Origin of the sequence: Pseudomonas sp. 29, from assembly GCF_002754355.1 — a bacterium.
In the GTDB taxonomy this organism is placed as follows: Bacteria; Pseudomonadota; Gammaproteobacteria; order Pseudomonadales; family Pseudomonadaceae; genus Aquipseudomonas; species Aquipseudomonas neuropathica.
Genome location: NZ_PEEY01000001.1, coordinates 3,168,960 through 3,192,228 on the forward strand (window position 1 = coordinate 3,168,960; position 23,269 = coordinate 3,192,228).

General features: G+C 60.0%; 19 protein-coding genes. 6 read left to right on the plus strand and 13 right to left on the minus strand.

What is annotated here, in order from left to right; all coding sequences use genetic code 11:
* Window positions 1–11: 11 nt before the first annotated feature.
* The 4 genes from tcyN to CLU80_RS14755 form a co-directional block, all read right to left on the minus strand.
* The gene (tcyN, locus tag CLU80_RS14740; protein ID WP_093440573.1) at window positions 12–761 is read right to left on the minus strand and encodes an L-cystine ABC transporter ATP-binding protein TcyN; all 750 of its coding nucleotides are present in this window, start codon (window positions 759–761) and stop codon (window positions 12–14) included.
* Window positions 762–765: 4 nt separating this feature from the next.
* Window positions 766–1,431: a cystine ABC transporter permease gene (gene tcyL, locus CLU80_RS14745; RefSeq protein ID WP_099757708.1), complete on the minus strand. Its 666-nt coding sequence runs from the start codon at window positions 1,429–1,431 to the stop codon at window positions 766–768.
* Complete coding sequence (gene tcyJ, locus CLU80_RS14750; RefSeq protein ID WP_095047088.1) at window positions 1,431–2,231, minus strand: cystine ABC transporter substrate-binding protein; 801 nt, start codon at window positions 2,229–2,231, stop codon at window positions 1,431–1,433. The genes tcyL and tcyJ overlap by 1 nt, the downstream gene beginning before the upstream one ends.
* A gap of 273 nt (window positions 2,232–2,504) precedes the next feature.
* On the minus strand, window positions 2,505–3,497 hold the full coding sequence (locus CLU80_RS14755; protein WP_093440586.1) for a D-cysteine desulfhydrase: 993 nt from the start codon (window positions 3,495–3,497) through the stop codon (window positions 2,505–2,507).
* 190 nt (window positions 3,498–3,687) lie between these two features.
* On the opposite strand from CLU80_RS14755, the gene epsC reads away from it, so the two are divergent.
* Both epsC and betT read left to right on the plus strand, forming a co-directional pair.
* Window positions 3,688–4,614, plus strand: a complete 927-nt coding sequence (gene epsC, locus CLU80_RS14760; RefSeq protein ID WP_016983653.1) for a serine O-acetyltransferase EpsC — start codon at window positions 3,688–3,690, stop codon at window positions 4,612–4,614.
* 400 nt (window positions 4,615–5,014) lie between these two features.
* Window positions 5,015–6,976, plus strand: a complete 1,962-nt coding sequence (betT, locus tag CLU80_RS14765; protein ID WP_163030199.1) for a choline transporter BetT — start codon at window positions 5,015–5,017, stop codon at window positions 6,974–6,976.
* Window positions 6,977–7,000: 24 nt separating this feature from the next.
* On the opposite strand, the gene CLU80_RS14770 is transcribed toward betT, so the two are convergent.
* Both CLU80_RS14770 and CLU80_RS14775 read right to left on the minus strand, forming a co-directional pair.
* Window positions 7,001–7,261, minus strand: a complete 261-nt coding sequence (locus CLU80_RS14770; RefSeq protein WP_007949845.1) for a hypothetical protein — start codon at window positions 7,259–7,261, stop codon at window positions 7,001–7,003.
* A gap of 189 nt (window positions 7,262–7,450) precedes the next feature.
* Window positions 7,451–8,488 (minus strand): LacI family DNA-binding transcriptional regulator, encoded by a 1,038-nt coding sequence (locus CLU80_RS14775; protein ID WP_095047092.1) that lies wholly within the window; start codon window positions 8,486–8,488, stop codon window positions 7,451–7,453.
* A 205-nt stretch (window positions 8,489–8,693) separates the two neighbouring features.
* On the opposite strand from CLU80_RS14775, the gene CLU80_RS14780 reads away from it, so the two are divergent.
* The 3 genes from CLU80_RS14780 to mgrA all read left to right on the plus strand — a co-directional run bounded on the left by CLU80_RS14780 (window position 8,694) and on the right by mgrA (window position 13,343).
* The gene (locus CLU80_RS14780; protein WP_099757709.1) at window positions 8,694–10,919 is read left to right on the plus strand and encodes a TonB-dependent receptor; all 2,226 of its coding nucleotides are present in this window, start codon (window positions 8,694–8,696) and stop codon (window positions 10,917–10,919) included.
* Between the two features lies 1 nt (window position 10,920).
* Window positions 10,921–12,240, plus strand: coding sequence for an LLM class flavin-dependent oxidoreductase (locus CLU80_RS14785; RefSeq protein WP_099757710.1), 1,320 nt, complete (start codon window positions 10,921–10,923; stop codon window positions 12,238–12,240).
* A 65-nt stretch (window positions 12,241–12,305) separates the two neighbouring features.
* Window positions 12,306–13,343, plus strand: coding sequence for an L-glyceraldehyde 3-phosphate reductase (gene mgrA / locus CLU80_RS14790; protein WP_099757711.1), 1,038 nt, complete (start codon window positions 12,306–12,308; stop codon window positions 13,341–13,343).
* Between the two features lie 210 nt (window positions 13,344–13,553).
* Here mgrA and tauD read toward each other — a convergent pair whose 3' ends face one another.
* The 7 genes from tauD to CLU80_RS14825 all read right to left on the minus strand — a co-directional run bounded on the left by tauD (window position 13,554) and on the right by CLU80_RS14825 (window position 22,068).
* On the minus strand, window positions 13,554–14,396 hold the full coding sequence (gene tauD / locus CLU80_RS14795) for a taurine dioxygenase (RefSeq protein WP_099757712.1): 843 nt from the start codon (window positions 14,394–14,396) through the stop codon (window positions 13,554–13,556).
* A gap of 143 nt (window positions 14,397–14,539) precedes the next feature.
* Window positions 14,540–15,379: a taurine ABC transporter permease TauC gene (gene tauC, locus CLU80_RS14800; protein ID WP_038359810.1), complete on the minus strand. Its 840-nt coding sequence runs from the start codon at window positions 15,377–15,379 to the stop codon at window positions 14,540–14,542.
* Window positions 15,376–16,170 (minus strand): taurine ABC transporter ATP-binding subunit, encoded by a 795-nt coding sequence (gene tauB, locus CLU80_RS14805; protein WP_093440624.1) that lies wholly within the window; start codon window positions 16,168–16,170, stop codon window positions 15,376–15,378. The genes tauC and tauB overlap by 4 nt, the downstream gene beginning before the upstream one ends.
* Before the next feature lie 16 nt (window positions 16,171–16,186).
* Window positions 16,187–17,164: a taurine ABC transporter substrate-binding protein gene (gene tauA, locus CLU80_RS14810; protein WP_099757713.1), complete on the minus strand. Its 978-nt coding sequence runs from the start codon at window positions 17,162–17,164 to the stop codon at window positions 16,187–16,189.
* 342 nt (window positions 17,165–17,506) lie between these two features.
* Window positions 17,507–19,090, minus strand: a complete 1,584-nt coding sequence (gene gshA, locus CLU80_RS14815; protein WP_093440632.1) for a glutamate--cysteine ligase — start codon at window positions 19,088–19,090, stop codon at window positions 17,507–17,509.
* Window positions 19,091–19,360: 270 nt separating this feature from the next.
* Window positions 19,361–19,744 carry a PaaI family thioesterase gene (locus CLU80_RS14820; RefSeq protein ID WP_053116527.1) on the minus strand — a complete coding sequence of 128 codons (384 nt, stop codon included), beginning with the start codon at window positions 19,742–19,744 and terminating at the stop codon, window positions 19,361–19,363.
* Window positions 19,744–22,068, minus strand: a complete 2,325-nt coding sequence (locus CLU80_RS14825) for a Tex family protein (RefSeq protein ID WP_099757714.1) — start codon at window positions 22,066–22,068, stop codon at window positions 19,744–19,746. Before CLU80_RS14825 ends, CLU80_RS14820 begins: the two co-directional genes overlap by 1 nt.
* 358 nt (window positions 22,069–22,426) lie before the next feature.
* Between CLU80_RS14825 and ompR the strand changes: the two genes are divergently transcribed.
* Window positions 22,427–23,167, plus strand: a complete 741-nt coding sequence (ompR, locus tag CLU80_RS14830) for an osmolarity response regulator transcription factor OmpR (RefSeq protein ID WP_095123420.1) — start codon at window positions 22,427–22,429, stop codon at window positions 23,165–23,167.
* Window positions 23,168–23,269 lie beyond the last annotated feature (102 nt).

Sequence of the window (23,269 nt, forward strand, 5' to 3'; positions counted from 1 at the left end):
AATAAAAGTTATCAGGCGTGATTCAGAAACTTGCTGAGAAACTGTTTAGTACGTTCTTCTTTCGGGTTGGCAAACAATGCCTTCGCTTCACCTTGTTCGACGATCACGCCTTTATCGAAAAACACCACACGGTTGGCCACGTCACGAGCAAAACCCATCTCGTGGGTGACGATCACCATGGTGCGTTTTTCTTCAGCCAGTCCACGAATCGTCGCTAGCACTTCGCCGACCAGTTCCGGGTCAAGCGCCGAAGTCGGCTCGTCGAACAGAATCACTTCCGGTTCCATCGCCAGCGCCCGGGCGATCGCTACGCGCTGTTGCTGACCACCCGAAAGACGACGCGGATAAGCGTCTTCCTTACCGGCGAGTCCGACCTTGGCCATCAGCTTTTTGCCCAACGCAATTGCCTCGTCGCGTGGCATCTTCTTGACCACGATCGGGCCTTCGATGACGTTTTCCAGTGCGGTGCGATGGGGGAACAGGTTGAAGTTCTGGAACACGAAGCCCACATGCTGGCGCAGGTTGCGCACCAGACTTTGCTGCTGGTTCAGCGGGCGGCTGGTATCGATTTCGATATCGCCGACCTTGATCCGGCCACTGGTGGGTTGTTCAAGGAAGTTCAGGCAGCGCAGGAACGTCGTTTTCCCCGACCCGCTGGGGCCGATGATCGCGACGACTTCGCCTTCCTTGACCTCGAGGTCGATGCCGTTGAGCACGACCTGACCCTTGAATTGCTTGGTCAGTTTTTCCACGACAATCATGGGGTCAGGACTCCTGGTCGTGCCGATTGACCCGCTCTTCCAGCTTGTTCTGGAAGTGCGAAAGCACCGTGGCCAGAATCCAGTAGAGCAGTGCGGCACTAAGGTACATGGTGAAAATTTCGAAGTTACGTGCGCTGATCAACTGCGCCTGACGTAACAACTCCGGCACCTGGATAGTGGCGGCCTGTGCAGTGTCCTTGACCAGTGAAATGAAGCTGTTGCCGAGCGCCGGTAATGCCGTACGCATCGCTTGCGGCAAGATGGCCCGCCGCAGGGTTTGCGCGCGGGTCATGCCAATGCTCGCGGCGGCTTCCCACTGACCGCGTTCGATCGAGCTGATCGAAGATCGCAGGATTTCACAAATGTAGGCCGCCATGTTCAGCGAAAGGCCGATCAGGGCAGCCGGGATCGGATCGAGTTCGATCCCCACCTGTGGCAAGCCGAAATAGATCACGAACAGTTGCACCAGCAACGGCGTGCCGCGAAAAAACGACACGTAGATGCGGGCAATCCAGTTCGCCACTTTGAAGCGCGACAGACGCATCAACGCCAGGCTGAAGCCGAGCAGGAAGCCGAAGAACATGCCACCGAGGCTGAGGATGACCGTGAAGTACATGCCCTTGAGCAAAAAGGGCATGGCCTCCCGTACGATTTGGAAAGTTGCTTCCATTATTTAGTGACGTCAGCGCTGAAGTATTTTTCCGAAAGCTTGGCCAGCGTGCCATCGGCGCGCAGCTTTTCGATAGCCTTGTTCACTGCAGCCAACAGTTCAGGCTCGCCTTTACGCAAGGTAACGCCAGCTTCCTGACGAGAGAACGGTTCGCCTGCGGCAGTGGTGTCCTTGGCTTTGCGGGCGTATTCCAGTGCGGCCAGACGGTCGATCAGGATGGCGTCGATACGGCCGACACGCAGGTCCTGGAATTTAGTCGGATCATCTTCATAAGTGCGCACGTCAGCGGTCGGCACGTTGGCTTTGACCCACTGCTCGTAGTTGGTGCCCAGGCCCACGCCGACTTTCTTGCCACCCAGATCGGCAGCGGATTTGATGTTCAGGTCGGCGGCTTTCTTGGTCAGCACCAGCGCCTGAATCCCGGAAACTGTGTACGGCTCGGAGAAGTCATACTTCTTCTTGCGCTCTTCGGAAATGGTCACCTGGTTGATCACTGCATCCAGACGCTTGGACTCAAGCGCCGCGAGGATGCCGTCCCACTTGGTGGTCTGCAGTTTGACCTTCACACCCAGCTCTTTGGCCAGCGCCTCAGAGAATTCAACTTCGAAACCGGACAGCTTGCCGTCGGCATCAACGAAGCTGAACGGTGGGTAAGTGCCTTCCAGGCCGACGTTGATAACGCCTTTGTCCTTGATCTGTTGCAACTGTTCACCGGCCACTGCCTGGCCGATCAGGCCGGCGCTCAGCGCAAGGCCCAGCGAACCCACCAGCAGATTGCGACGTAGTGCGGAAAAATTCATGACAAGCCCCTGTGTTTTCTTATGGAAGACGCTTAAGGAAAGTTGGCGAATGGGTGATTCGGACGACAGCGCTATCCTGCCTTAAAGCAGCTTATGCGTCTCTCGCGAAATTCGCCTGCGGCGAGACTATAAGATGTCTGCGTTAGACTTGAAAATACTTAATATTTGAAATGTTATTCTTTATTGGAATATGTATTGTCTGTGGAAAAAGATCGCAGCCCGCGGCAGCTCCTACATGAGATCACTTGTAGGAGCTGCCGTTTTGATCTTCTGTTACAGGAAATCCTTGTAGGCAAACAACGCTGGCGCGCCACCGGTGTGCAGGAAGATGATCGGGCCTTCATCAAAGCGCTGACGACCAATCCCGTCGAGTAAACCTGCCATGGCCTTGCCGGTGTAAACCGGATCAAGCAACACCGCTTCCTGACTCGCCAGCAGCTTCAGCGCCGCCAGCGTCCCGGCATTCGGCTCGCCATAACGCGGGCCGAAATATTCGTCCCACAACTCGACCTTGAAGCTGGCCGGCAGTTCGACGCCGAGCAGCGCCGCCGTGCGTTCGGCAAGTCCCTGAACCTTCGGCCGCTGATCTTCTTCACTGCGCGAAACCGTCACGCCAATCACCGGCAATTGCGGCAGCACTTCGCTCAACGCCAATGCCAGACCGCTGTGCGTCCCGGCACTGCCCGAGGCCAACACCACGGCGGCGAAATTCAGGCCGGTGTCGTTGATCTGCTCGGCCAGTTCCAGACCGGCGCGCACATAGCCCAACGCACCGAGCGCATTGGAGCCACCAATTGGCACCAGATACGGCTTCTTGCCGTTGCTGCGCAGGCGGGCGGCGAGGGCGGTCAGTTGTTCGTCGGCGTTGTCGAGGTTGTCGACCAGTTCGACCTTGGTATCGAACAGATCCAGCAGCAGGCGGTTGCCGTTGCCGGTGTAATTGCTGTCGTCAGTGCCCAGCGGATTTTCCAGCAGCGCCACACAGCCAAGACCGAGTTTGGCGGCGAGTGCGGCGGTTTGACGAACGTGGTTCGATTGCAGCGCACCGGCGGTAATTAGCGTATCGGCACCTTGCGCCAAGGCATCGGCAGCGAGGTATTCGAGTTTGCGCAATTTGTTGCCGCCCATGGCCAGCGGCGTCAGGTCATCGCGCTTGATGTACACCTCGCGGCCGAGCCAGGTGGACAAGCGTTCGAGTTTTTCCAGGGGCGTCGGGTGGCCGAGCAGGTCGAGACGGTCAAAGCGGTCCAGCTGTTGTTTGATCATGGGTCCGTACTGGCGGAGGAAGATGAAAGGACTATAGGCACGCGCTTTTGCAGGGGCAACCGTGAATCGCTTATAGCCAAATGAACTGAGCCCAGCACTATCGGTTCTTAATTCGCCTTCGCGAGCATGCCGTAAAGTAGGCGCCGTTGACGCGGCCAGACAGTCCGGCCGCCCGTGAGGAGTCTTTACCGTGAGCGAGCGTTCCAGCCATTGGCAATTGCAGACCATCGTCAGTCAACTGCGCAGCGCGCGGGATCAGTGGCGGGCACAGAACGGCCGGGCGTCCGGCGAGCAGGGCGGTCGCGAGTTGCCGTCCCGCGCAGCGATGGCGGAGATTCTTGAAGCATTGTGTGGCGCGTTGTTCCCGATGCGCCTGGGCCCGGTGGATCTGCGCGAAGAGAGTGAAGATTTCTACGTCGGCCACACCCTCGATGTCGCGCTGAATGCGTTGCTGGCGCAGACCCGCCTGGAGTTGCGTTACGTCGCCCGTCACAGTGCCCAGGCCGACACCGAAGTCGAAGCCCGCGCGATTCAGATCGTGCAGGATTTCGCCCTCGCACTGCCGGGCCTGCGCACGCTGCTCGACACCGATGTGCTGGCCGCTTATCACGGTGATCCGGCGGCACGCAGTGTCGATGAAGTGCTGCTGTGCTACCCGGGGATTCTCGCGGTGATTCACCATCGTCTCGCGCACCATTTGTATCGCGCCGGTTTGCCGTTGCTGGCGCGGATCAGTGCGGAAATCGCCCATTCGGCGACCGGTATCGATATCCATCCGGGCGCGCAGATCGGCCGTAGCTTCTTTATCGATCACGGCACGGGCGTGGTGATCGGCGAGACGGCGATCATTGGTGAGCGGGTGCGGATTTATCAGGCGGTGACGTTGGGCGCCAAGCGTTTCCCGGCAGATGAAGACGGGCAGTTGCAGAAGGGCCATCCGCGTCATCCAATTGTTGAAGACGATGTGGTGATTTATGCCGGGGCGACGATTCTCGGGCGGATCACCATTGGCAAGGGTTCGACCATTGGCGGCAATGTGTGGCTGACGCGGAGTGTGCCGGCGGGGTGCAATTTGACTCAGGCCAATTTGCAGCATGATGACGGGACGCAGAAGTAGGCTCTGAAATTGCGTTGCGGCATCTGGCCTCTTCGCGAGCAGGCTCGCTCCCACACTGGAATGCGTTTCAAATGTGGGAGCGAGCCTGCTCGCGAATGATTTTCAGACCAAATCAAGATAATGGCAATCAGCCAATTCTCCAGTGAACGAATACCCTCAAACCCGCGTCATACCCATCCTTGAGCTAGCGTAGGAAAACTACCGCCTAGCCGTACGATTAGTCCTTGCCACCCTATCCATGTTTAACTTGAACGTTCATTCAAGTTAAACCGGTGGTTCGCTGCCCGCTCACAACAGGAGGCTTGCCTTTGCTGAGTCCGATCATTTCAGCCACGTTTCAACCCTTCGAGGTGCACGTTTCATGAGTGCATCGTCTACCCCCGCCAGCGGTCTGGTACGCATGAATCCGCCGGTGTTCTACTTCGCCGCGACGGTCATTCTGCTGTTTGGTCTCGTTGTCATCGCCATGCCGGAGCAGGCAGGCGCCTGGCTGCTGGAAGCGCAAAACTGGGCGGCCAATACGGTCGGCTGGTACTACATGCTCGCGATGACCCTGTATCTGGTCTTCGTGGTGGTCACCGCCTTATCCGGCTACGGCAAGATAAAACTCGGTGCCGACCACGACGAGCCCGAATTCAGTTACCTGTCCTGGGCCGGCATGCTGTTCGCCGCCGGGATCAGCATCACGCTGTTCTTTTTCTGCGTCTCAGAACCGCTGACCCACATGCTCCAGCCGCCGCAAGGCGAGGCGGGCACGGCGGATGCGGCGCGTCAGGCGATGCAGATTCTGTTCTTGCACTGGGGCCTGCATGGCTGGGGCGTGTTCGCCTTCGTCGGCATGGCGTTGGCCTATTTCGCTTACCGTCACAACCTGCCGCTGGCCTTGCGTTCGGCGCTGTATCCGCTGATCGGCAAGCGCATCAACGGCCCCATAGGTTATGCTGTGGACGGCTTCGGCATCATCGCTACGGTGTTCGGTCTGGGCGCCGACATGGGTTTTGGGGTGCTGCACCTCAACTCCGGTCTCGACTACCTGTTCGGCATCGCTCACACCCAGTGGATTCAAGTCGGCCTGATCACGCTGATGATGGGCGCGGCGATCATCGTTGCCGTCTCCGGCGTCGATAAAGGCGTGCGGGTGATGTCCGACATCAACATGCTGCTGGCCTGTGCGCTGCTGCTGTTCGTGTTGTTCGCCGGGCCTACCCAGCACCTGCTCAACACCTTGATCCAGAATCTTGGCGACTACCTCGGCGCCTTGCCGATGAAGAGTTTCGACCTCTACGCCTACGACAAACCGAGCGACTGGCTCGGCGGTTGGACAGTGTTTTACTGGGCCTGGTGGATTGCATGGTCGCCGTTCGTGGGCCTGTTCATCGCACGGATTTCCCGTGGCCGGACCATCCGTGAATTCGTTTTCGGCGTGTTGCTGATTCCGCTCGGTTTCACCCTCGCGTGGATGTCGATTTTCGGTAACAGCGCGCTGGATCAAGTGCTCAACCACGGCATGAGCGCGCTGGGCATGTCGGCCATCGACAACCCGTCGATGAGCATTTACCTGCTGCTGGAAACCTACCCATGGAGCAAAACCGTCATCGCTGTGACGGTGTTTATCAGCTTCGTGTTCTTCGTGACGTCTGCCGACTCCGGCACCGTGGTGCTCTCGACCTTGTCGGCCAAGGGTGGCAACCCGGACGAAGACGGGCCGAAATGGCTGCGGGTGTTCTGGGGCGCGATGACCGCGCTGATTACCAGTGCGCTGCTGTTCTCCGGCAGCATCGATGCGCTGAAATCAGCGGTAGTGCTGACCTCGTTGCCGTTCTCGTTGATCCTGCTGTTGATGATGTGGGGTCTGCACAAGGCGTTCTATCTGGAGTCGCAGAAGCAGATCGCGCAGTTGCACTCGCTGGCACCGGTCTCCGGTTCACGGCGCGGTACGGGCGGCTGGCGTCAGCGGCTGAGTCAGGCGGTGCACTTCCCGTCGCGTGACGAGGTGTACCGTTTCATGGACACCACGGTGCGCCCGGCGATTGAAGAAGTGACGGCGGTGTTCGTCGAGAAAGGCCTCAACGTGGTCACCCAGCCGGATCCGGCGAATGACAGCGTCAGCCTCGAAATCGGCCATGGTGATGCGCATCCGTTCATCTATCAGGTGCAGATGCGCGGCTACTTTACGCCGTCGTTCGCGCGTGGCGGGATGGGCTCGAAGCAGCTCAACAATCGTCGTTACTACCGCGCCGAAGTGCACTTGAGCGAGGGCAGTCAGGACTACGATCTGGTCGGCTACACCAAAGAACAGATCATCAACGACATCCTCGATCAGTACGAACGCCATATGCAGTTCCTGCACTTGGTACGTTGATCGGCGCCTGAGCGCCGGGTCCGCTCAGGATTCGGCGCTCAGCACCATGAACAACACCATCGCCGCCATCGGCACGCCGAATACCGCACTGCCAATCGCTATTTCCGAACCCACGGACTGGCCGGCATGCACCACGCCCACCGCTCCATTAATCACCGTCAACGCCAGCCACAGGGCGGCGAAGCCGTAGGCCATGGTCTGGCGGCTGAAGCCGATGCGCTCGCCGATGTAGAGCATCAGAGCGAGCAGGACCAGGCCGAAGAAAATGATGATGGCGGTGTGCATGGCGGGTTCTGCCTGGTGGAGGTGCATTGCCTGAAGGATCGCTTTCGCGAGCAGGCTCGCTCCCACAATGGATCTCGGCTGGACATAAATTTTACGTACACAGGAAATCCCTGTGGGAGCGAGCCTGCTCGCGATAGGGCCACCTCGGTGTTCTTTAGAGCATAGCCAATCCAGCCCCTACCATATTCATCAGGTGCTTTCGCGCTCAATGACCTGGCATTGCAGCAGGTTCAGCCGTTGCACCTCGTCGCTCGGCAACACGCCAAGACTTTCCAATACGCGTGTTGCGGCCAGTACGCCGATCTCCAGCGCCGGTGGTTTGATCGTGCTCAGGCTCGGCAAAAGCATCTCGGCGAACGGGTAATCGCCGAAGCCAAGAACGGCACAGTCTTCGGGGATTTTGAAACCGGCGCGTTGCCCGGCGAGCAGGCCGCCGGCGGCGAGGTTGTCGTTGGCGAAAATGATTGCGTCGGGGCGCGGTGAGGCATTCATCAGCGCATCCATCGCCTGTTTGCCGGCCTCGAATGGCGCACGATCAGCGTCAGGGGCGTAGACCCAAGGATCCAGGCCGGATTTACGCAAGGTCGCCGCGTAACCATCGCGGCGTTCCAGGGCGCTGAAGTCCCCCGGCGCACTGTTCTGCACGAAGGCGATACGTTGGTAGCCTTTTTCCAGCAGATATCTGGCGGCTGTCACGCCCACCTCGAAATGCGAAAAACCGATCTGCATCGGCTCACGCGCCGGCTGGTAATCCCACGTCTCGATCACCGGAACATCCGCCTCGGCGATCATCTTTTCCGTGCCCGCACTGTGAAAGTGACTGGTCAGCACCAGCGCCGCCGGCGACCAGCCGAGAAACGCACGCACGGCGTTTTCTTCTTGTTCAGTGCTGAAGTAACTCGACGCCAGCAACAGCTGATAGCCATAACGACTGAGCGTATCGCTGAAGCCTTGAATGGTATTGGCGAAGATCGGCCCGGAGATATTCGGGATCACCATGCCGACGATTTTCCCCCGCGCCGAGGCCAGCCCGCCGGCCACCAGATTCGGCACGTAACCCAACTCGGCCACCACCGCCGCAATCCGCTCGCGACGCTCGGGCGAAACCTGCTCAGGCTGGTTGAAATAGCGTGACACGGTGATCGCCGAAACCCCGGCCTCACGCGCCACGGCATTCAGCGTTACACGTCCGGCGCCACGGCGTTTGCGGGGTTTTTCTTCGCTCAAGGTTTGATCCTTCTTAAAAACCAAATCGCATATAAAAGTAATTTTTCAGTATTGGACGCTCTATGTGCGGCTTGCCAATACTGTCGATGGTAGCGCTAACAAAGCGCGCTGTCTGCTACTCGCTCGAGCGAATGCCCAAGACACCGATTCAGGCGCTGTCGTCGCAGAACGGCAGCGGTTAAGGGCCAATTTCGAGCGGGCAAACATGCACAACATTCCTGGGGCGACAAACAAACTGGCGCAATCGATCCGCGCCGCTGGTTGGTTATTTACGGGGTTGGCGGCGCTGCCGTTGCCCAACGCATTCGCTACCGAGAGCAGTGATCAGGAGCCGACACTCAAATCCGTGACCGTCACCGCCACGCGCCGCGAAGAATCGCTGCAAAAGGTGCCGGTCGCGGTCTCGGTGATCGACGGCGAACAACTTGAGCGCGACAACCGCAACGGCGTGGCGAGTATCGTGCAGCAAGTGCCGTCGCTGAATTTCCGCACCGGCGCATCGAACAAGGACACCTCGTTGTTCGTGCGCGGCGTCGGTACGATTTCCACCTCGCCGGGCGTCGAGCCGACCGTGGCGACGGTAATCGATGGTGTGGTCTACGCGCGTCCCGGCCAATCCACTCTCGACTTGCTGGATCTGGAGCGTGTCGAAGTGCTGCGCGGCCCGCAAGGTACGCTGTTCGGCAAGAACGCCTCGGCCGGTGTACTCAACATCACCAGCAAGGCGCCAACCGCCGAGACCCACGGTTACATCGATCAGTCGTACTACAGCGGCAACGAAAGTCGCACACGATTCGGCATCGGCGGCAGCCTGATTCCGGACACGTTGAAAGGCTCGATCAGCACGCTATTCGGGACCTACGATGGCAACGTCGACAACCAGCACAATGGCCAGGAGGTCAACGGCTACAACCATCGCGGCGTGCGCGGCAAACTCGAATTCACCCCGAATGACGACGTCACCTTCACCCTGATCGCCGACTACATGCAGTCCCATGACGACGGCCCCAACGGCGTGGTCAGCAAGTCGCTGACGCCGGCCTTCGCCAACGCGCTGAACCCGGTCAATGCGACTAGCCACAATCGCGATATCAACACCGACACCCGCAGCCATGTCGAGGACACCAACAAGGGCCTGTCCGGCCAGCTCGACTGGCAATTGGGCGATTACACTCTGACCTCGATCACCGCATGGCGCGGTTGGGACAACACCCAGTATCAGGACGGTGACCGTCTCGGTACGGTGACGGCGGCGTTCCCCGGCACGGCGGACAAAGGTGATCTGGCCTTCGATCAATATTCGCAAGAGCTGCGCCTGGCCTCGCCGAAGGGCGAGTTTCTTGAGTACGTCGGCGGCCTGTTCTACATGCACGGCAAGGATGACGAGACCTATCAGCGCACGCTGAACACCACCACGCGCACCGACCGAGGCGTCGCCGATTACAGCACCACCAGCGACAGCTATGCGGTGTTCGGTGAGAGCACGCTGAACTTCACCTCGGAATTTCGTGGCATCGCCGGCCTGCGCTACACCCACGATGATCTCGAATACGATCACCGCCGCGTCTCGACTTCGGCGACCACGGTCAGCGGTATCCAACCGGCGACCAGCAGTTCAGGTTCTGTCGACGAAGATGGCTGGTCCGGTCGCCTCGGTGTGCAGTACGACTTGAGCGATGCCGTCACTACCTATCTGACCTACTCGCGCGGCTACAAAGGCCCGGCCTACAACGTCTTCTTCAACATGCAGCCGCGCGATACCGAAGCGCTGAAACCGGAGACCTCCAACACCTGGGAAGCGGGCATCAAAGCCACGTCCTGGAACAATCGCCTGACCACCAATCTCGCGGTGTTCCACAGCGACTACGACAACTATCAGGCGAACTTCTTCGACACCGTCGCCGGCCAGGTTGTGACGCGTTTGATCAATGCCGGCAGCGTCAGCAGCGAAGGCGTCGAACTCGATTACGCCTTGCAGGCGACCCAGCAATTGAAACTGTCCGGCGCACTCGCCTACACCCGTGCGCGCATCGACGAGTTCGCCTGCCCGGCAGGCGCAGCGGCGTCGTGCAACGTCAACGGCAAACCGCTGCCGTTCAGTCCGGACTGGAAAAGCTACGTGCGCGCTGACTACAGCATCCCGCTGGATAACGGCCTGGATATCGAACTCGGCACCGACTATAGCTGGCAGAGCGAAGTGCAGTACGACATCAGCCAGAACGTCGACACCAAGCAGGGCGCCTACGGTCTTTGGAACGCCAGTGTCGCGCTGGCTGATTACAGCAATGGCTGGCGCGTGGCACTGCTGGGCAAAAACCTCACCGACAAGTCGTACTCGCCATTGCTCGCCAGCGGCGGCAATTACATCTATCGCGCCGTGCCACGGGACGACGAGCGCTACTTTGGCGTGCAACTGCGCAAGGATTTCTGAGATGAGCAGACAGTTGAAACTCGGTGCATTCCTTATGGCCACCGGGCACCACGTGGCAGCGTGGCGTCATCCGGATGTGCCGGCGAATGCGGGTCTGGATTTCGCCCATTACAAGCGGCTGGCGCAAATTGCCGAGGCGGCGAAGTTCGATGCGTTGTTTGTCGCTGACAGCGTCGCCGCGCCAACTCAGGACATCGCCAGCCGCATGGCGCGTTCCGATCACTTTGAACCGCTGACCTTGCTCTCGGCCCTGAGTGCGGTGACCGCGCATATCGGCCTGATCGCCACGGCGACCACCAGTTACAACGAGCCGTATCACGTGGCGCGCAAATTTGCTTCGCTCGATCACCTGTCGGGTGGCCGCGCGGGGTGGAATCTGGTGACGTCGGACAATGCTGCCGAAGCGCTGAATTTCGGGCGTGACCAACACATTGGCCACGCCGAACGCTACAGCCGAGCCCGCGAGTTTCATCAGGTGGTGACCGGGCTTTGGGACAGTTGGGAGGACGATGCCTTCTTTCGCGACAAGGCCAGCGGAGCGTATTACGACCCTTCGAAATTGCATGTGCTGGATCACGTTGGTGAACACTTCAGGGTCAAAGGTCCGCTGAACGTTGCGCGTTCGCCGCAGGGGCAACCGGTGATTGTTCAGGCTGGATCTTCGGAAACCGGGCGCGAATTGGCGGCGCAAACCGCTGAAGTGGTGTTCACCGCACGGACTTCGCTGGCCAGTGCCCAAGCGTTTTACGCTGACCTCAAAGCACGTTTGCCCAAGTACGGGCGCAGCGCGGATTCGCTGAAAATCATGCCCGGGGTTTTCGTTGTGGTCGGCCGCACCGAAGCCGAAGCGCGGGAAAAATGTGAAACGTTTCAGCAATTAGTCGAACCCGAGGTTGGCGTCGCCTTGCTTGGGCGTATGCTGGGCAACTTCGATTTGTCGAAGTACCCGCTGGACGGGCCGTTGCCGGAGTTGCCGCTGACCGAAAGCGGTCAGCAGAGCCGGCAGAAATTGCTCACTGAACTGGCGGGCCGGGAGAACCTGAGCCTTGCCGAACTGGGGCGCAAGATTGCTGGCGGACGCGGGCATTACAGCCTGGTCGGTACGCCGGAGCAGATTGCCGATCGTTTGCAGGAATGGTTCGAACAAGGCGCAGCGGACGGTTTCAACGTGCTGGTGCCGCACTTGCCCGGCGGGCTCGAAGACTTCGCCAATGGCGTGGTCCCGGAACTGCAACGGCGCGGGCTGTTCAGAACCGAGTATGAAGGCCGGACCTTGCGCGAGAACCTGGGTCTGGCCCGACCCGGCAATCGATTTGTGTAACACCCTTCGCGAGCTTGCTCGCGAAGCAGTCGACACCCTATTCAAGACAGACAAGAGAGGATTCGATGACTTACACCGCTGCCGAAAACCGCTACGACTCCATCCCTTACCGCCGCGTCGGCCGCAGCGGTCTGGTGCTGCCGGCGTTGTCGCTGGGTCTGTGGCACAACTTCGGTGACAGCACGCCGATCGACACCCAGCGCGCCTTGTTACGCACCGCGTTCGACCTGGGCATCAACCACTTCGACCTGGCCAACAACTACGGCCCGCCCTACGGCAGTGCCGAGATCAATTTCGGTCGCCTGCTGCGCGAAGACTTCAAGCAGTACCGCGACGAGCTGATCATCTCCAGCAAGGCCGGTTGGGACATGTGGCCCGGCCCTTACGGCCAGGGCGGCGGTTCGCGCAAATACGTGCTGGCCAGCCTCGACCAGAGCCTGCAACGGCTCGGTCTGGACTATGTGGATATCTTCTATTCGCACCGCTTCGACCCGGACACCCCGCTGGAAGAAACCGCCAGCGCCCTCGCCACCGCGGTGCAACAGGGCAAGGCGTTGTACATCGGTATCTCGTCGTATTCCGGGGTAAAAACCCGCGAGATCGCGGCGCTGCTGAAAGAGTGGAAAGTGCCGCTGTTGATTCACCAACCGGCGTACAACCTGCTCAATCGCTGGGTGGAAAAAGATCTGCTGGATACCACCGATGAACTCGGCACGGGCGTGATTGCTTTCACTCCGTTGGCGCAAGGTCTGCTCACCGACAAATACCTCAACGGCGTGCCGGCGGATGCGCGGGTCAATCGTCCGGGCGGCGGTTCGTTGCAGGCTTCGCACCTGTCTGATGCCAACATCGCTCATGTGCGCGCATTGAACGAGATCGCCAAGCGTCGCGGCCAGAGCCTGGCGCAACTGGCGCTGGCGTGGACGTTGCGGGATCCTCGGGTGACCTCGGCACTGATTGGTGCGAGCCGGCCGGAGCAGATTATCGAGAACGTCGGGGCGTTGAAGAATTTGAGCTTCAGTACTGAGGAATTGGCGGAGATTGACCGGTTTGCCCAAGAGGGTGGGATCAATCTTTGGGAGAAGCCTTCGACGGCGGAGTGATGAAGATTGGATTTGGTCAGCAAGATCCATCCCCCTCACCCCAGCCCTCTCCCCCAGGGGGCGAGGGGGAAAGGGAGCCGATCTTCATGCTTTTCAAAACTTGAATTCAACCCGAAATTTCAGGTCGATGTAGCTAGTACAAACACCTCGGTCAGTCCCCTCTCCCTCCGGGAGAGGGTTAGGGTGAGGGGCTTTTGCCTTTAAAAGGACTCAGCGAAAAAACGGCACATCCCCCAACACCGTCGCCCGCTGCATCACCCGCCGCGCCGGCCGGTAATCATCCACCGCGTAATGCTGCGTCACGCGGTTATCCCAGAACGCAATGTCGTCCTGCTGCCAACGCCAGCGAATGGTGAATTCCGGTCGCGTTGCATGGGCGAACAGAAACTTCAGAATCGCCTCGCTCTCGGTTTCCGACAGCTCATTGATCTTCGACGTGAAGCCTTCATTGACGAACAACGAACGCCGCCCGCTGACCGGATGCGTACGAATCACCGGGTGCGACAGCGGTGGATTCTTGCGTCGGGCCTCTTCCCACTGCGCCAACGCTTCCGGCGTATTGCCGTAGCGCTCCAGCGGAAACGAGCGAGTGAAATCGTGAGTCGCGGTCAGCCCTTCGAGCAAGGCTTTCATTGGCGCCGACAGCGCTTCGTACGCAGCAATCCCGCTGGCCCACAGCGTGTCGCCACCGAACTCCGGCAGCAACTTGGCGCTGAGCACCGCGCCCATCGCCGGCGTCGGCAGGAAGGTCACGTCGGTGTGCCAGATCGCGTTGTCGCGCACGTCGGTGACGGCGGTGTCGAGGATCAACACTTCCGGTTGTTCCGGTACGTTCGGGTAGATCGGGTGAATGTGCAGGTCACCAAAGTACGCAGCGAAACGCGCCTGTTGCGGCGGTTCGATTGGCTGGTTGCGGAAGAACAACACTTGATATTTGAGCAGCGCCTGTTCAATGGCGTCGCGGTGTTCCAGGGTCAACGGCTGGCTGATGTCGACGCCGCTGATCTGTGCGCCGAGGGCTGAGCTTAATGGGGTGATGTTCAGGCTGCTCATGGTCTTTCTCTTCGAATTCGGGGTTCAAGCTTTTGTAGGAGCGAGCCTGCTCGCGATTGCAGACTGGCAGTCAATGCTGTGGTGAATGACACACCGCAATCGCGAGCAGGCTCGCTCCCACAGGGGAATTTTCACAAGGCGATTTAGTGGGCCTGGCCGTGCCACGGCACCAGTTTGCGCTGCAGGGCGCGCAGGCCCATTTCCATGGCGAAGGCGATCAGGGCGATGACCAGAATCCCCAGCACCACCACGTCGGTGACCAGAAACTGCGCAGCCGACTGCACCATAAAGCCCAAGCCGCTGGTGGCCGCGATCAGTTCCGCCGCGACCAAGGTCGACCAACCGACGCCCAGGCCAATGCGTACGCCGGTGAGAATGTCCGGCAGCGCGCTCGGCAAAATCACATGACGAATCAGTTGCACGCGAGTCGCGCCCAACGACTGCGCGGCACGCAATTTCGCCGGATCAACCGTGCGCACACCGGTCGCCGTGGCAATGGCGATCGGCGCGAAAATCGCCAGATAAATCAGCAGCACTTTCGACAACTCACCGATGCCGCACCAGATCACGATCAGCGGCAGATAAGCCAACGGCGGGATAGGGCGGTAGAACTCGATCAGCGGATCGAGCACGCCACGGGCGATGCGGTTGGCGCCAATGGCAATGCCTACCGGCACGGCGGTCAGAATCGCAAAACCGAGGCCCAGACCGATGCGGCTCAGGCTTGCGCCGAGGTGCTGCCACAACGTTGAATCCATGTAACCGGTAGTCGCCAGCAACCAGCCCTTTTGCAGCACGGCGGACGGTGGCGGCAGGAACAGTGGTTCGATCAACCCGGTGGCAGTCACCGCCCACCAGATGGCCAACAACGCGAACAGCGTCAGCAGGCTGATCCAGCGGGTGCTGAGGCTGCGACGTACAGGAATGACCGCCGAAGCGCTGACCGGTTTTACCGCAGCCGAGGAAACGTCGTAACTGCTCATGCGCGCTCCTGCCGTTGCCCGGCGCTGCGTTGCGAGAACACTTTGCTCAGCACGTGTTCGCGGGTTTCGATAAAACTCGGATCGGATTTGATCGCCCGGGCGGATTCACCGGCGGCATAACGCTGACCGAAATCCAGATGCAGGCGCTCAACGATCTGCCCCGGATTCGGTGCGAGCAGAATCAGGTCAGTGGCGAGGAAAACCGCTTCTTCAATATCGTGGGTAATCAGGAAAACCGGTTTGGCCGTGCGCTGCCAGACTTGCAGCAACAGCTCTTGCATCTGTTCGCGAGTGAACGCGTCGAGGGCACCGAAAGGCTCGTCCATCAGCAACACGCGCGGATCAGCGGCGAGGGCGCGGGCGAGGCCAACACGTTGTTTCTGGCCGCCGGAGAGTTGCCAGATGCGGCGACTTTCGAACCCTGAAAGATCAACCAGCGCGAGCATTTCACGGGCGATTTTTTCGCGCTTGTCCTTGGCGATACCGGCCAGCTCCAGACCGAACGCGACGTTCGCCAGCACGTCCTGCCATGGCAGCAAAGCGTCGTCCTGGAACACCACGCCCCGTTCGGCGCTCGGGCCTTTGACCGGCACACCGTCGAGGGTGATGCGCCCGGCGCTCGGCTCGACGAAACCGGCAATCAGGTTCAACAGCGAAGTCTTGCCACTGCCGGACGGGCCGAGAGCCACCAGCAATTGCTGAGGCCCCAGGGTCAGAGAAATATCCGCCAGCACCGGTGTCGGGCTGCCCGGGTACTGTGCGCTGATGCGCTCCAGCTGTAGCAAGGCCATCGCGGTTAACTCCCGATCAGTTGGTGATGTATTTGGCGCTGACGTATGGCGCGTAGTCCGGCAGAACCGCTTCGACCTTGCCTTGCTCCTTGAGGAACGCGGCGGTGTCAGTGATGGCTTTGGTGGTCGGCGCGCCGAGGCTGATGACCTGGTCCGCCGCCAGCGGGTAGACGTTGCCTTGCAGCAACAGCGGAATGTCGCTGGCCTTGGCACCGGAGAGTTTCACCAGTTTGTCGACGTTGGACTGATCGGCGAGCCAGGCTTTCGGGTCTTTGCGGTAGTCGGCGTAGGCGTCGAGGGTGACCTTGGCGAACGCGGTGACGATTTCCGGGTGCTTCTCGGCGAAGTCTTTGCGCACGATCCACGCATCGAAGGTCGGCGCGCCAAACTTGGCCAGTTCGCCGGAGGTGATCAGCACTTTGCCGTTTTCCTTGGCCACGCCGAGTGCCGGATCCCACACGTAGGTGGCATCGATGTCACCGCGTTTCCACGCGGCAATGATCGCTGGCGGGGCGAGGTTGAGCACGGTGACCTTCGACGGGTCGATGTTCCAGTGCTTCAGCGCGGCGAGCAGGCTGTAGTGACCGGTGGACACGAAGGGCACGGCGATTTTCTTGCCGATCAGATCTTGCGGGGTCTTGATCCCGGAAGCGTCGCGAGCGACCAGTGCTTCGGCGGCGCCGATCTGGGTGGCGATTAGGAAGGTTTCGACCGGGACTTTGCGGGTGATCGCGGCGGTCAGCGGGCTCGAACCGAGATAGCCGATCTGCACGTCACCGGAGGCGATGGCGGCGATGATGTCGGCGCCGTTGTCGAACTTGCGCCAGGCGATGTCGGCTTTGGTGGCTTTTTCGTAGGCGCCGTCGGCCTGGGCGACTTTCGCCGGGTCAACGGTGGTTTGGTAGGCGACGGTAAGGTCGGCGGCCTGGGCCAGAAAACTCGCGGCAGCCAGGGAGGCTACGGCGAGCAGGCGAAGCGGGAAATTCAGTTTCATTGAACAGCTCCATATCAGGCGACCGAGCGTCGGCGTGAAAGGAGACTAAATGATCTAAGAATCGGTAAATAAATAACTTTTTAGAATGAGCTTATGAGCGGAAAAATCTAAGGCGCGGGGGGATTGTGAATATTTCGGATCTTGCGTTCGACGTTAGATCTTTGCCCCCTCACCCCAGCCCTCCCGAAACGTCGGACCGCCCCCAAGGGGGCGAGGGGGAAAGGGAGCCGATCTCTTGCTTTCAAGGCCTGAGTTCGGCTCGGTATTTCAGGTCGGCGTAACTTTCATGAGCACCTAAATCAGTCCCCTCTCCCTCTGGGAGAGGGCTAGGGTGAGGGGCTTTTAGTTGCTGATTGCGAGAATGCTTGCCTGATACGACCCGACGAATACGTCGAAATCACCGACTTCGTTCTGCTCGAGCTCAGCCTGCGCTGCCAGAGAAGTACGCGCCAACTCCTCAAACTTCGCCTGCTCATCCGCCGCCAGTGGTTCGCTGCGGAAAAACTCGGCATGTGCCTGACTCTGACGCAACGAGAACTGCGCAAAGCTTTCCTTGTGCTCAGCCATCGCCGCCAGCACTTGCGCGGATGGCGTCAGGGACGGATCGCTGACCTTGGCCAGTTGCGCGTCCAGCGCCTTGCTATGGGCATCGCCGCCATGGCTCTGATCCAGCAACGCCGCCAGTGGAGCGATCTGCTCCAGCAGTTCGGCCGCCCAGGTCTTCATCTCCACCGGTTCACCGTCACGCTGCAATTGCAGGCCTGGCCGCCGACCTTCCTTGACCACGCTGAGGAAGTTCGACGTCGCATTGCCGCACGAGGTGTTGGTCAACAACGGACTGTCGTTCAGCGCGCAGAACAGCAGGAACGCATCGAGGAAGCGCGACTCGGTCAGGTCGATGCCCATCGGCAGGAACGGGTTGATGTCCAGGCAACGCACTTCAACGTACTGAATGCCACGGGCCACCAGCGCCTGAATCGGCCGCTCGCCGGTGTAGGTCACGCGTTTCGGGCGGATGTTGGAGTAGTACTCGTTTTCGATCTGCAGGATGTTGGTGTTGAGCTGAACCCACTCGCCATCCTGGTGCGTGCCTACTTCAACGTACGGTGCGTATGGCGTGGCCACGGCTTTGCGCAGACTGTCGGTGTAGCTTGCCAGATCGTTGTAGCACGGCGTCAGACCGGCCTGGGCGTTGCTCTGGTAACCAAGGTCGCTCATGCGCAGGCTGGTCGCGTAGGGCAGATACAGCGTGTCCGGATCAAGTTGTTCCAACTGATGCGACCGACCGCGCAGGAAGCCTGCATCCAGCGCCGGCGAGGCACCGAACAGGTACATCAGCAACCAGCTATAGCGGCGGAAATTACGGATCAGCGCGATATAGGACGTCGACTGGAAATCGCGATCCGTGCCGACAAAACCTTCGGTTTCGCGCAGCAGTGGCCAGAGCTTTTCCGGCAGGGAGAAATTGTAGTGAATCCCGGCGATGCACTGCATGGTCTTGCCGTACCGCAGGGCCAGGCCCTTGCGGTAGACGTACTTGAGCTGACCGATGTTGGAGGTGCCGTAGTAGGCGATCGGGATGTCTTCCTCGGCCGGCAACGGGCACGGCATCGATGGACTCCACAGGTACTCGTTGCCGAGTTTGCTGTAGGCAAAACGGTGAATCTTGTCCAGGCTCGCCAAGGTATCAGCCGGGTCGGGCAGGGCGGGCGTGATGAATTCCAGCAGCGACTCGGAGTAGTCGGTGGTGATTTGTTCGTTGGTCAGCGCGGAACCCAAGGCTTCGGGGTGCGGCGTTTGCGCCAGGCGACCTTCGCTGGTCACGCGCAGGCATTCACGTTCGATACCGTGCAGGCACTGCTCGAGCAGAGAGAGGTTAGCGCGCTCGCCGAGCAGAGCCAGGCGGCGGTTGAGAAGTTCGCTCAATTTGGATTCCTTCACGCGTCAGTCGCCCCAATATGGGGGTGGGCAAGACGGTCTACAAGGGTGAAGTTGAAACTGGCGTTATCGCCTGGTTTTATAGCGGCAGGCCATTTGCCGGTCAGTCAAGAACTGCACAATCCCTGTGGGAGCGAGCTTGCTCGCGAAGAGGGTTTATCAGCCAACATTTCGGTTGCCTGACACACCGCCTTCGCGAGCAAGCTCGCTCCCACAAGGTTCGTTGCGCCGAAATTAACTCAAAATGATGACCGGTAGCTACAGGACAGCGAACGTGCCTTGCGCTTTTGCGACCAGTTTGTCGCCCTGCATCACGTCGGCTTCGACCACCAAAGTACGTCGGCCCGGGTGAATCACCCGCGCCGTGCACATGACCTCACCGTCGGAAACGGCGCGGATATAGTTGATCTTGCACTCGATGGTCGCGCTCTGCTGATCGAAGCCATGAGTGCTGGAACAGGCCAGCCCCATGGCGATATCGACCAGACTGAACAGCGCGCCACCGTGCAATTTGCCGCCGCGATTGCGCAGTTCCGGTTCCAGCACCAGGGCGACTTGCGCCACCCCGGTTTCCAGGCTGTGCAGGCGGCAGCCCAACAGCTTGAAAAACGCGCTCTCGACGAGCCCGGCCGGAATCTCCATCAGCGTTTCTTCAACTGCTTGGCATTGGCGAACAGCGAGGCCATCGCATTGTTCACTGGCGCTGCGGTCGCGGTTTCCTTGCGTGGTGCGTTGTTCGAAGGCGGGCGTTGCGCCGAGCCCGGACGCGAGCCACGGGCGCCGTCGATTTTCTCGCCCGGGGTGTCGCCCATGCGCATCGACAGGCCAACGCGTTTGCGCGGAATGTCGACTTCCATGACCTTCACTTTCACCACATCACCGGCCTTCACCGCTTCACGCGGATCCTTGATGAATTTCTCCGACAGCGCCGAGATGTGCACCAGACCGTCCTGATGCACGCCGATGTCGACGAAGGCACCGAATGCGGTCACGTTGGTGACAACGCCTTCGAGGATCATCCCCGGTTGCAGGTCTTTGAGGTCTTCAACGCCTTCCTGGAACTCGGCAGTCTTGAACTCCGGACGCGGGTCGCGGCCGGGTTTTTCCAGTTCTTGCAGGATGTCGGTGACGGTTGGCAGGCCGAAGGTTTCGTCGGTGAATTTCTTCGGATCCAGACGCTTGAGGAACCCGGCATCGCCAATCAGCGAGCGAATGTCGCGGTCGGTTTCAGCGGCAATGCGTTGCACCAGCGGATAGGCTTCCGGGTGCACCGCCGACGAGTCCAGCGGGTTGTCGCCGTTCATCACGCGCAAGAAACCGGCCGCCTGTTCGAAGGTTTTTTCGCCCAGACGCGCGACTTTCTTCAGCGCTGCGCGGGTTTTGAACGCACCGTGTTCGTCGCGGTGCGTGACGATGTTTTGCGCCAGCGTCGCGTTGAGGCCGGAGATCCGCGCCAACAGCGCCACCGAAGCAGTGTTCACATCAACGCCAACGGCGTTCACGCAGTCCTCGACCACAGCGTCCAGACCACGCGCCAGTTTCAACTGCGAAACGTCGTGCTGGTACTGGCCGACACCAATGGATTTCGGATCGATTTTCACCAGCTCGGCCAGCGGGTCCTGCAAGCGACGGGCAATCGATACCGCGCCACGGATCGACACGTCGAGGTCCGGGAATTCCTTGGCCGCCAGTTCCGACGCCGAGTACACCGATGCACCGGCCTCGGAAACCATGACCTTGGTCATTTTCATCGCTGGGTATTTTTTGATCAGCTCGATCGCCAGTTTGTCGGTTTCGCGGCTGGCGGTGCCGTTGCCGATGGCGATCAGGTCAACCGAGTGCTTGGCGCACAGGGCAGCCAGAATGGCGATGGTCTGATCCCACTTGTTGTGCGGCACGTGCGGGTAAACCGTGGCGTGATCAAGCAGTTTGCCGGTCGAGTCGACCACGGCGACCTTGCAGCCGGTACGCAGGCCCGGGTCGAGACCCAGGGTTGCGCGCGGGCCGGCCGGCGCAGCCAGCAGCAAGTCGTGCAGGTTGTGGGCGAAGACGTTGATCGCTTCGGTTTCGGCGCCGTCACGCAGCTCGCCGAGCAGGTCGGTTTCCAGGTGGGTGTAGAGCTTGACCTTCCAGGTCCAGCGCACCACTTCGCCGAGCCATTTGTCGGCCGGGCGGTTCTGATTCTGGATGTTGAATTGCTGGCCGATCATGCCCTCGCACGGGTGCATGGTGCCCGGCAGCTCGTCGCCGACTTTCAGCGCGGAGCTGAGGATGCCTTCGTTGCGGCCACGGAAAATCGCCAGCGCGCGGTGCGACGGCATGCTTTTCAGCGGTTCGTCGTGTTCGAAGTAATCGCGGAATTTGGCGCCTTCCTCTTCCTTGCCAGCGATGACGCGGGCACTGAGGGTCGCTTCCTGTTTCAGGTAGTTACGCAGTTTCTCCAGCAGGCTGGCGTCTTCTGCGAAGCGTTCCATGAGGATGTATTTGGCGCCTTCGAGCGCAGCCTTCACGTCGGCCACGCCTTTTTCGGCATCGACGAAGCGTGCGGCTTCGGTTTCCGGGGTCAGGTTGGGGTCGTTGAACAGGCCATCGGCCAAGTCGCCGAGGCCGGCTTCCAGGGCGATCTGGCCCTTGGTACGGCGCTTCTGCTTGTACGGCAGGTACAAGTCTTCGAGGCGAGTCTTGGTGTCGGCAAGTTTGATGTCGCGCTCGAGGGCAGGGGTGAGTTTGCCTTGCTCTTCGATGCTGGCGAGGATACTGATGCGCCGTTCGTCGAGTTCTCGCAGGTAGCGCAGGCGCTCTTCCAGATGACGCAACTGGGTGTCATCGAGGCTGCCGGTGACTTCTTTCCGGTAACGGGCGATGAAGGGAACGGTAGAGCCTTCATCGAGTAGCGCGACGGCCGCTTCGACCTGTTGTGGGCGTACGCCGAGTTCCTCGGCAATGCGGCTGTTGATGCTGTCCATAAAACCACCTGACATATTGTGAAATCAGGCTCGCAGGCGCGTAAATAAAGGCCCGGAGTCTGGTTGAGCGGCTAGAAAATTGCCGCTGCCTGGGTCAAAAGGCAGCCCATTGACCCGTGAAATCGAACAATTACTGCGCTAGGCAGGAAAAAAAGCCTGCCACCTGCGGTAACGATTCAGACGTTGCCTGGCACAAAACGCCGCGCATTATAACCAGCGTTCTGTCATTCGGGGGCGTCGCAGTCTGTAGGCATAAACCCCGGTTTTCTGGCAGTGAAGGAAAAATCTGCTAACAATGCACACGGTGCGTATAACGGCAGCTACGCCATAATGCGCGCCGAGCTAAAAGGAGCATCCAATGAGCAGCACTGCACAAACTGCTGAAGGCGAAAAAATTCTCATCGTTGACGACGATCCGGGCTTAAGCAGCCTGCTGGAACGTTTTTTCGTCAGCAAGGGCTATCGCGCCCGTACCGTACCGAACACCGAGCAGATGGATCGTCTGCTGTCGCGTGAAGTTTTCAATCTGGTCGTCCTCGACCTGATGCTGCCCGGTGAAGACGGTCTGACCGCGTGCCGGCGTCTGCGGGCCGCGAACAACCAGATCCCGATCATCATGCTCACCGCCAAGGGCGATGAGATGAGCCGTATCAAGGGTCTGGAACTGGGCGCCGACGATTATCTGGCCAAGCCGTTCAACCCGGACGAGCTGATGGCGCGGGTCAAAGCTGTTCTGCGTCGTCAGGCCGCACCAGTACCGGGCGCGCCGGGCAGCGAAGACGAAAACGTCACCTTCGGTGATTACGTGTTGTCGCTGGCCACCCGCGAACTAAAACGCGGCGACGAAGTGCACATGCTCACCACCGGTGAGTTTGCGGTACTCAAGGCCCTGGTGATGAACGCGCGTCAGCCGCTGACCCGCGACAAACTGATGAACCTGGCCCGTGGCCGCGAGTGGGATGCCCTCGAGCGTTCCATCGACGTGCAGATTTCCCGTCTGCGCCGCATGATCGAGCCTGATGCATCGAAGCCGCGCTATATCCAGACTGTCTGGGGTGTGGGCTACGTGTTCGTACCGGATGGCGCCGCCACCAAGTGATCGGCGATTTGTAGGAGCGGGTCTGCAGGTTTTGGTCGAACGGCCATGCCCGCAGACTCGCAATCCGCAATATGCGAGCATTGCTCGCTCCTGCAAGTGTGT

Bases quoted from the DNA above. Each gene is read 5' to 3' on its own strand.
- tcyN (WP_093440573.1), bottom strand. From the start codon at position 761: ATGATTGTCGTGGAAAAACTGACCAAGCAATTCAAGGGTCAGGTCGTG.
- tcyL (WP_099757708.1), bottom strand. From the start codon at position 1,431: ATGGAAGCAACTTTCCAAATCGTACGGGAGGCCATGCCCTTTTTGCTC.
- tcyJ (WP_095047088.1), bottom strand. From the start codon at position 2,231: ATGAATTTTTCCGCACTACGTCGCAATCTGCTGGTGGGTTCGCTGGGC.
- CLU80_RS14755 (WP_093440586.1), bottom strand. From the start codon at position 3,497: ATGATCAAACAACAGCTGGACCGCTTTGACCGTCTCGACCTGCTCGGC.
- betT (WP_163030199.1), top strand. From the start codon at position 5,015: ATGAATCCGCCGGTGTTCTACTTCGCCGCGACGGTCATTCTGCTGTTT.
- CLU80_RS14770 (WP_007949845.1), bottom strand. From the start codon at position 7,261: ATGCACACCGCCATCATCATTTTCTTCGGCCTGGTCCTGCTCGCTCTG.
- CLU80_RS14780 (WP_099757709.1), top strand. From the start codon at position 8,694: ATGCACAACATTCCTGGGGCGACAAACAAACTGGCGCAATCGATCCGC.
- CLU80_RS14785 (WP_099757710.1), top strand. From the start codon at position 10,921: ATGAGCAGACAGTTGAAACTCGGTGCATTCCTTATGGCCACCGGGCAC.
- mgrA (WP_099757711.1), top strand. From the start codon at position 12,306: ATGACTTACACCGCTGCCGAAAACCGCTACGACTCCATCCCTTACCGC.
- tauD (WP_099757712.1), bottom strand. From the start codon at position 14,396: ATGAGCAGCCTGAACATCACCCCATTAAGCTCAGCCCTCGGCGCACAG.
- tauC (WP_038359810.1), bottom strand. From the start codon at position 15,379: ATGAGCAGTTACGACGTTTCCTCGGCTGCGGTAAAACCGGTCAGCGCT.
- tauB (WP_093440624.1), bottom strand. From the start codon at position 16,170: ATGGCCTTGCTACAGCTGGAGCGCATCAGCGCACAGTACCCGGGCAGC.
- tauA (WP_099757713.1), bottom strand. From the start codon at position 17,164: ATGAAACTGAATTTCCCGCTTCGCCTGCTCGCCGTAGCCTCCCTGGCT.
- CLU80_RS14820 (WP_053116527.1), bottom strand. From the start codon at position 19,744: ATGGAGATTCCGGCCGGGCTCGTCGAGAGCGCGTTTTTCAAGCTGTTG.
- CLU80_RS14825 (WP_099757714.1), bottom strand. From the start codon at position 22,068: ATGGACAGCATCAACAGCCGCATTGCCGAGGAACTCGGCGTACGCCCA.
- ompR (WP_095123420.1), top strand. From the start codon at position 22,427: ATGAGCAGCACTGCACAAACTGCTGAAGGCGAAAAAATTCTCATCGTT.